The organism is Snodgrassella sp. B3800 (assembly GCF_026535865.1).
GTDB lineage: Bacteria > Pseudomonadota > Gammaproteobacteria > Burkholderiales > Neisseriaceae > Snodgrassella > Snodgrassella alvi_E.
Genome location: NZ_JAFNPH010000006.1, coordinates 70,750 through 79,652 on the forward strand (window position 1 = coordinate 70,750; position 8,903 = coordinate 79,652).

At 41.2% G+C, this 8,903-nt stretch carries 6 protein-coding genes; 2 read left to right on the forward strand and 4 right to left on the reverse strand.

The window, feature by feature from the left end; all coding sequences use genetic code 11:
- The first annotated feature begins 400 nt into the window (after nt 1-400).
- On the forward strand, nt 401-2,782 hold the full coding sequence (locus J3U64_RS08775) for a glucose/quinate/shikimate family membrane-bound PQQ-dependent dehydrogenase (protein WP_267408962.1): 2,382 nt from the start codon (nt 401-403) through the stop codon (nt 2,780-2,782).
- Between the two features lie 108 nt (nt 2,783-2,890).
- Here J3U64_RS08775 and leuS read toward each other — a convergent pair whose 3' ends face one another.
- The 4 genes from leuS to J3U64_RS08795 form a co-directional block, all read right to left on the reverse strand.
- Nucleotides 2,891-5,530 (reverse strand): leucine--tRNA ligase, encoded by a 2,640-nt coding sequence (gene leuS / locus J3U64_RS08780; RefSeq protein ID WP_267392100.1) that lies wholly within the window; start codon nt 5,528-5,530, stop codon nt 2,891-2,893.
- Between the two features lie 344 nt (nt 5,531-5,874).
- Entirely contained in the window at nt 5,875-7,632 is a 1,758-nt protein-coding gene (ptsP, locus tag J3U64_RS08785) for a phosphoenolpyruvate--protein phosphotransferase (protein ID WP_267408963.1), read from the reverse strand.
- On the reverse strand, nt 7,632-7,901 hold the full coding sequence (locus J3U64_RS08790) for an HPr family phosphocarrier protein (protein WP_100141455.1): 270 nt from the start codon (nt 7,899-7,901) through the stop codon (nt 7,632-7,634). The genes ptsP and J3U64_RS08790 overlap by 1 nt, the downstream gene beginning before the upstream one ends.
- A gap of 1 nt (nt 7,902) precedes the next feature.
- Nucleotides 7,903-8,295 carry a PTS sugar transporter subunit IIA gene (locus J3U64_RS08795; protein WP_267408964.1) on the reverse strand — a complete coding sequence of 131 codons (393 nt, stop codon included), beginning with the start codon at nt 8,293-8,295 and terminating at the stop codon, nt 7,903-7,905.
- Nucleotides 8,296-8,634: 339 nt separating this feature from the next.
- Here J3U64_RS08795 and J3U64_RS08800 point away from each other — a divergent pair.
- On the forward strand, nt 8,635-8,903 hold a 269-nt coding region (locus J3U64_RS08800; RefSeq protein ID WP_323811402.1), incomplete at its 3' end, for a tRNA (cytidine(34)-2'-O)-methyltransferase.

Here is an 8,903-nt window from a genome sequence, read left to right on the forward strand (position 1 = left end):
AATAATTATATTAACAAAACTACATCTATTCGTATCAAAACTGTGCGATGACATCAGATAAAAACAAAATCAAGAATTTTCACATAAGAAAATATTATTGTTGCGCCCTAGAGATAATTAATACTACTGAAAGAATCTGTTCTGAATCATTATCAACCAGATTTTTGAAAAAAGAATTAACTTTTATACACCATCGTCAATAATATAATTTATTATCAATAAATCTGCTAAATTAGCTTTTGAATCGCTAAGACAATAATTTTTAGATGAATAGTATATAAAATCTTGAATATTAATTATTTAATATTCATATAGATAGTCATTTGCATAATTATTATTGCTGACTATAATGACTTTTATTAACCATAAGAATTTTATTAAAACAACATACAGAGGCATAATGAACACACATAAATCAAAGCGTTCCGTCGCCAAAATCATCACATCGATCATATTATGGCTAGCTACTCTTTATCTGCTTATAGGAGGAATTTGGTTAATTAGTCTGGGCGGTTCCGCTTATTATGCAATCCTAGCAATCGCACTTGGTTTGTTCACCGTTCTATATCAGCGTAATTGCAGCAATAGCCTGTGGTGGTTCGCGATAATCCTCATTGCCACACTTGATTGGGGATTATCGGAATCCGGTACAGACTTTTGGGCATTGGCACCACGTTTTGACATTCTGTTTATACTAGGTCTGTGGCTACTGTTACCATGGCCAACACGCCAATTAACTACAAAACGCAGTGGCCAAGCCGCCATTGCCATTGGATTGATAGTTATTCTGGGTATCATGCTTTACAGCATTAATCATGACCCACAGGAAATCAACGGAACCATTTCGCGCGCCCAGCCAGCACCTGCAGTAGACCCAAATGGCGTAGCAGCAGAAGACTGGCCCGCCTATGGCCGTACACAAGGCGGCACACGCTATTCACCTTTAACTCAAATCAATACCAATAACGTTAATCAGCTTAAAGTAGCCTGGACCTACCACACCGGTGATTTCAAAACTAATAACGACTCAGCCGAAACAACTAATGAGCTGACACCAATTAAAATCGGTAACAAACTATTCATTTGTACACCACATCAGTTTCTGGATGCCCTCGATGCCACAACAGGTAAAAGGCTTTGGCGTTTTGATCCAAAGTTACGCAGCAATAAAACCTTTCAACATCTAACTTGCCGTGGTGTCAGCTATTACGACGCGACCAAAGCTAAGCAAAATGAAACCACTCCTTCTACTTTATGTCCACGAAAAGTCCTTTTGCCGGTTAATGATGGACGTTTAATTGCAGTTAATGCCGACAATGGACAAAAATGTCAGGACTTTGGCAATAACGGCGAAATCAACCTTCAAGCTAAAATGCCTTACGCATATTTAGGTGGCTACAATCCTACTTCACCGCCAGTAGTGACACCCAGCACTATTATCATTGGTGGGTCTGTTACTGATAATCTCTCCACAAAAGAGCCCTCTGGTGTCATCCGTGGTTATGATGCCAACAATGGCCATCTGAAATGGATATTTGATACTGGTGCACAAAATCCGAATGCTATGCCGGGTGAAAATACTACTTTTGTGCATAATTCTCCCAATGCATGGGCACCTCTAGCCTATGACCAGCAAAGGAATATTGTTTATGTACCTACAGGAGTAGGTACACCAGATATCTGGGGAGGAAATCGAGACAAACTCAAAGAACGGTATGCTAATTCCATCGTGGCACTAAATGCCTCCACCGGAAAACTTATTTGGCATTTTCAGACCACTCATCACGATTTATGGGATATGGATGTGCCAGCTCAACCATCATTAATGGATGTAACACTACCTTCAGGAAAACGAGTACCAGCCATTTATATTTTGACTAAAACTGGTAATATTTTTGTGCTTAATCGTGAAACTGGACAACCCATTGTTCCCATTACCGAAAAATCAGTACCACAAACCTTAAAACGTGGCAATCCGACTAAAGGCGAGCACTATGCAGCAACTCAGCCATTCTCAGCACTAAGCCTGACTCCACAGGGCAAACTCACAGATAAGGATATGTGGGGTGCAACCATGTTCGATCAGCTTGTCTGCCGAATTCAATTTAAACGTCTAAATTATGATGGCATTTATACTCCACCTTCTGAAAATGGCACGCTCGTATTTCCCGGAAATCTAGGTGTGTTTGAATGGGGTGGTATATCTGTGAATCAAGATCGTCAGATTGCACTAATGAATCCGATTGGACTACCTTTCATTTCTCGCCTGATACCAACCAATCCAAACAGAGCACAGCAAGAACAAGGTGCAGGCACAGAAAACGGTATGCAACCCATGTATGGGGTACCTTATGGAGTAGAAATCAATCCTTTCCTATCTCCGATTGGCTTACCCTGCAAACAACCAGCCTGGGGATTTGTTAGCGGCGTAGATTTACAAACTAATAAAGTAGTCTGGAAAAAACGTATCGGAACGATACGCGATAGCCTACCGAAACTGTTTGAACTGCCTCCGATGAAAATCGGTGTACCAGGGCTTGGCGGTTCAATATCTACTGCAGGTAATGTAATGTTTGTCAGTGCCACACAAGATGATTATCTGCGTGCCTTCGATACTAGTAATGGTCAATTATTATGGCAGGCACGCTTACCAGCAGGTGGTCAAGCAACACCTATGACCTATGCTGTTAATGGCAAACAATACGTTGTACAAATGGCCGGAGGTCATGGTTCATTTGGTACAAAAATGGGTGATATATTAATTGCCTACACCCTGCCATAAGTTTTAAAGAACACGGATAATCTGATTACTGACTGTTCATACTCAAATCAGACAAATATAAACAAAAAAGACATGTTAAAACATGTCTTTTTTTAGCCCTTACAAAATTCAGACGACGATATTAACCAAACGTTTTGGCACCACAATTACTTTTTTCGGCGTTCTTCCTTCAACAAAACGCTGTACAGATGGCTCAGCTAATGCCGCTGCCTGTGCTGCATCATTACTGATATCAGCTGCAACGGTAATCTGTCCACGCAGCTTACCATTTACCTGTACCATTAAGGTTATTTCATCTTGTACCAGTGCAGCTTCATCCACACGCGGCCATGCTGCTTCCCACAGCGTTTGCTGCGTAGACAACTCATTCCACAATGTTTCACATACATGAGGCACAATCGGCCACAGCAGGCGCAACACGGATTCCAACACCTCTTGAGCTACTGTACGTCCTAGCTCTGGACTGCAATCGGTACGATCATATTGATTAAGCAGTTCCATCACTGCAGCAATAGCGGTATTGAACTGCTGGCGACGGCCATAGTCATCGGTTACCTTGGCTATCGTGGTGTGTAATTTTAGACGCAATGCTTTCAGTTCAGCGGACAACCCATCCTGACTACCTGCAAATGCCTTTACACTGGTACCTTGCTGCAAATACTCATACACCGTACGCCATAAACGCCGTAGGAAGCGGTGTGCACCATCCACACCTGCATCAGACCATTCCAGCGATTGTTCTGGGGGTGCAGCAAACATCATGAACAAACGCGCTGTATCTGCACCATAACGGTCGATCAGCTCTTGGGGATCGACACCGTTATTTTTAGATTTAGACATTTTCTCAATGCCGCCAATACAAACAGGTTTGCCATCTGCTTTTAAAGTTGCCTCCAGTGGTCTACCCTTATCATCACGCTTCAAATCCACATCTTGAGGCGCAATCCATTCTTTACTACCATTCGCACCCTCACGGTAATAGGTTTCACAAACTACCATACCCTGAGTAAGCAGGCGTGCAAATGGTTCATCTACATTTAACAACCCTTCATCACGCATTAATTTAGTAAAGAAGCGCGCATATAACAAGTGCAAAATTGCATGTTCAATCCCACCAATATACTGGTCTGCATTCAACCAATAATTAGCCGCCTTTTTATCCACCATAGCTGTATCACATTGCGGCGAAGCATAACGTATCGCATACCAGCTGGATTCAACAAACGTATCCATCGTATCGGTCTCGCGACGAGCAGGCTTTCCACAGCACGGACAATTGGTTTCATAAAATTCCGGCATTCTGGTCAAAGGTGATCCAGCACCATCAGGAACAACATTTTCTGGTAATACTACAGGCAGCTGATCTTCCGGCACCGTAACATCACCACAATCATCACAATGAATAACCGGAATCGGACAGCCCCAGTAGCGCTGGCGAGAAATACCCCAGTCGCGCAGACGGTATTGCGTTTTCGGTGCACCAGCATTTTTCGCCTGCAAAATTTCACCTATACGTTCAAACGCTGCCTGAAAATCTAAGCCGTCCAATTCACCACTGTTAATACATTGCGTCTGCTCCTTACTGCCATACCATTCCTGCCAAGCTTGCGTATTGAATTCATCATCAGCCTGAGTAGAAGCAATTACCTGCTTAATCGGCAAGCGATACTTAGTGGCAAATTCAAAATCACGCTCATCATGAGCCGGAACTGCCATCACAGCACCATCACCGTAACCCCATAGCACATAATTAGCTACCCACACCGGCAGTACATCACCGTTCAGAGGATTAACAGCAAACCGACCTGTCGGCATACCTTTCTTTTCCATCGTAGCCATATCAGCTTCTGCAACTGAACCAGCCTTACACTCAGCAATAAACTGCTGTAAATCTGGATTATCAATAGCTGCTGCAGTGGCTAGAGGATGTTCTGCTGCTACCGCAATGTAAGTTGCTCCCATCAGCGTATCTGGACGTGTAGTGTAGACCTGCACATAGTCAGCATAATCACCGCTCAAACCGGCCTTACTGTCATCAGCTAGCGCAAACCGAACCTGCATACCACGCGACTTTCCAATCCAATTGCGCTGCATGGTTTTAACCTGCTCAGGCCAATGCTCCAGTGTATCCAGCCCATTAAGCAGCTCTTCAGCATAATCCGTAATTTTAAAGTAATACATCGGGATTTCGCGTTTTTCCACAATCGCACCAGAACGCCAACCACGCCCATCTACTACTTGTTCATTAGCCAATACAGTCTGATCTACCGGATCCCAGTTAACCGTACCATTTTTCTTATAAATAATGCCTTTTTGAAACAAACGCACAAACAGCCATTGTTCCCAGCGATAATACTCTGGCGTACATGTCGCAATTTCTCGACCCCAGTCAATCGCAAAGCCCAGACTTTGCAACTGTTTTTTCATATAAGCAATATTGTCATACGTCCATTGTGCGGGCGCCACTTGATGCTTCATTGCTGCATTTTCAGCCGGCAAGCCAAATGCATCCCACCCCATCGGCTGCATAACATTAAAACCATTAAGCAGACGATAACGGCTCAATACATCACCAATTGTGTAGTTACGCACATGTCCCATATGTAACTTACCAGAAGGATAAGGGAACATCGACAGACAATAATATTTGGGTTTTGGACTAAAATCTTCAGCGTTAAATAAGCGGTATTCCTGCCAGCGTGCCTGCGCTGCGGGTTCAATTTTCTCAGGACAGTATTGTTCTTGCATCATGAATCATCAATTTATTGTATAAAAATAGACCGCTATTATAACAGCTTACTCCAGACACCAACTTGCAATTAATTACTTTAGTAAGATAGTAGATTCCTTCAACTCTTCGATATTGAAAACATACTATGTAATCAATCAATTTAAATAATATATTCACATTGCATATATTTATCTAAAAAAAACCACCGATACCAAGGGAGAGAATATCGGTGGACAATTTGCGGGAAAACACTACTTACTCAATACTGACTGTCAGGCAACAACAATATTGATAAAATAATTATATTAATCCGAGCATTAAACGCAGTTAATCTATGCTAAGTCAAACAAAAGAATTTGTTTTATTCCACAGAATCAGCCAATTCATGTGAAGAATTAAATTTTTTAAGCAATTTTAATGCCTTATCAGGATCATCATTGCGCAGAATTTTCTGCACCTCATTTTCTAGCATTAACAAATCACTTTGAATAATCTGATTTTTTACTGCTAGAATGTTATTCGCATTCATCGAAAAACGACGTAACCCCATCGCCATAAGCAGACGCGTATACTGGGCATCTCCAGCCATTTCTCCGCAAATCGACACTGGTTTATTTAACCGCACAGCAGTACGAATAACATGTAATAGCAGCTTAAGCACTGCAGGATGACCAGGCTGATATAAATAACTAACGCTTTCATCATTACGATCAGCAGCCAATGTATACTGAATCAAATCATTGGTACCCACAGACACAAAATCAATCAGTTTCAGAATAGAATTCACAGTTAAAGCAGCTGATGGTATTTCTATCATCGCGCCGACCTGAATTTTTTCATCAAACTTTTGAAAACGGTCATTTAACTGCTGTTTAGCAGTATTCAGATGAGTTAAGCATTGTTGAATTTCAGTGACTGACGAAATCATTGGCCACATCATGCGTACAGGACCGAGAACAGCGGCTCTCATAATAGCCCTCATCTGAGTACGAAACATCACAGGTTCTGCCAAACATAATCGAATTCCAGTCAGACCTAGGGCTGGATTCATCGTATGACTGGGTCCAAACCAACGCGGATTTTTATCAACTCCCAAATCAATAGTGCGTATAGTTAATGGTTTACCTTTCAGTTTTTTTACCACATCAGCATATTCTGTATATAACTCATCTTCTGTTGGTAATGCATCCCGATTCAGGTAAAAAAATTCACTGCGGTACAGCCCGATACCATCTACACCCAGATTGTTTAATGATTTAATATCATTAACACTTTCAATATTGCCTAAAAGCTCTATATTGATGCCATCTAGAGTTGTTGCCGCCGTATTTTTTAGTTTATTTAATTGCCGTTTTAGACTACGAAATTCGCGTAAACGCCGACGATATTCTTTTAAAATAACATCATCAGGCGCAATAATGACCACGCCCATTGAACCGTCAACTATTATCAATTCATCTTCATTAATTAACTCACGAGCATATCCAAGCGCAATTACCGATGGAATATCCAGACTACGCCCCAAAATAGCTGTGTGACTAGTTGGACCACCTGCATCTGTAACAAAAGCAGCAATACGGCTGTCTTTAAAAAATACGGTATCTGCCGGTGATAAATCATGTGCAACCAGAATCGTATCTTCTTCAAAGTCCTCGGCTTCAGTTACAACTTCTGTAGATAGTCCAATCAGATTTTTAAAAATACGCTCAACCACCTGCAACATATCTTGTTTACGCGCGCGCAGATAATTATCTTCAATTGCATCAAACTGTTCAGCTAACTTATCTGTTTGTAATTTTAAAGCCCATTCAGCATTAATACACTTTTCTTTAATAATATCAACAGGTTCTCGAGACAGGCTGACATCTCCAAGCAGCATCAGATGCAAAGAAATAAACGCACCTAGTTCCGAAGGTGCATTTTGAGGAATATCGGTGCGTAGCTGTTCTAACTGACGGCGTGTCGTTTTAATAGCCTGCTCATAGCGGGCAATTTCTGCTGGAATTTCTTCTATGGATAAATCGCGATGAGGAACATCGTCCATTCCACGTACGACTAAATGAGCCCGTCCAATAGCTACTCCGGTTCCTACTGCCACACCATGCAGCACTATACACATTATTCGTCTTCACCAAAATAATTGTTAATCAGTTCAACTAATGCCTGCATCGCCTGATTTTCATCTACTCCATCTGTTTCCAGCTCAATAACACTACCCTGCGCGGCAGCTAGCATCATCAGACCCATGATACTTTTACCATTCACTCGCCGGCTTTTCCGTGTTACCCACACTTCACACTGAAAACTACTGGCCACCTGAGTAAACCTATTCGAAGCTCGTGCATGCAAACCTAGCTTATTAACAATTTCAATTTCCTTTTTTATCATGTTAGGGCTCATCCTGATTAGATATAGTCATAATACCGGCGATAGCAGCTGCTTTAACCTCATCAGCAAATTTATGCACATCTTCTGCTTTAGTAAAATTTTGCAGTGCTTTGATTAACATAGGAGCATTCAAACCAGTAAGTAGAATAACATCTTCTCGCTGAATCAGCCGGCGTACCAAATTGCATGGCGTAGCTCCAAATATATCTGTCAAAATCAGTACACCATGGCCATAATCCAAAGCGGCTAGTTTCTCTACCACCTCTTTATGTATATTTTCTATTAAATCGCTGCTACGTACCCCGATTAATGAAACTTTTTCAGGTACAGATCCAAAAATATGCTGAATTAACTGCATATTTGCCTGTCCCACAGTCTCATGGGTTACAATCATCAAACCTATCATCGTATAACCTATTACAATTACAGCTCCAAGTGTACCGAATATTTCTCATAAACGAAAAATAATTGCACATGCTATCGCTGCCCAGTAAAAATAAGCTAAAACTCAACTGAATATCATTTTTTCGAAAACTTATCATACTTGTCTTATAGCAGAAAGAGAAATATTGAAAGAAAAAGATTCAGGTTTTAAGCTTTATCCACAAAATGTGTATTTTAGTCAAAATTCTTAATATACAACTGATATCAATTTTCAATGAAAAATTCTTAAGTTCTTGAAATGCTCAGTTTTTAATAATTTATTATTTAATAAATCTTTTGGACAAAATTATTGTTAAGATTTTTTGTATCATACTTATTTTTAGATATTTATGATTTCAAATCAAATTATCTAACCGAGACGTACGGCACACGTAACTACACAGGATTTGACTACAGCAACAGCAGGCAAGCAATCTATTTCCTCTTCGGCCGCGAAACCACCGGCCTGCCGCAGGAGTTCGCACAGGCCAGATCAGATCACTGCCTGCGTATCCCTCAGACTTCCCATATCCGCTCATTGAATCTATCCAACGCAGCAGCCATCGTAGTGTACGAAGC

Excerpts from the sequence above, each read along its gene's own strand:
- J3U64_RS08775 (WP_267408962.1), top strand. The coding sequence starts at position 401 with ATGAACACACATAAATCAAAGCGTTCCGTCGCCAAAATCATCACATCG.
- leuS (WP_267392100.1), bottom strand. The coding sequence starts at position 5,530 with ATGCAAGAACAATACTGTCCTGAGAAAATTGAACCCGCAGCGCAGGCA.
- ptsP (WP_267408963.1), bottom strand. The coding sequence starts at position 7,632 with ATGTGTATAGTGCTGCATGGTGTGGCAGTAGGAACCGGAGTAGCTATT.
- J3U64_RS08790 (WP_100141455.1), bottom strand. The coding sequence starts at position 7,901 with ATGATAAAAAAGGAAATTGAAATTGTTAATAAGCTAGGTTTGCATGCA.
- J3U64_RS08795 (WP_267408964.1), bottom strand. The coding sequence starts at position 8,295 with ATGATTGTAACCCATGAGACTGTGGGACAGGCAAATATGCAGTTAATT.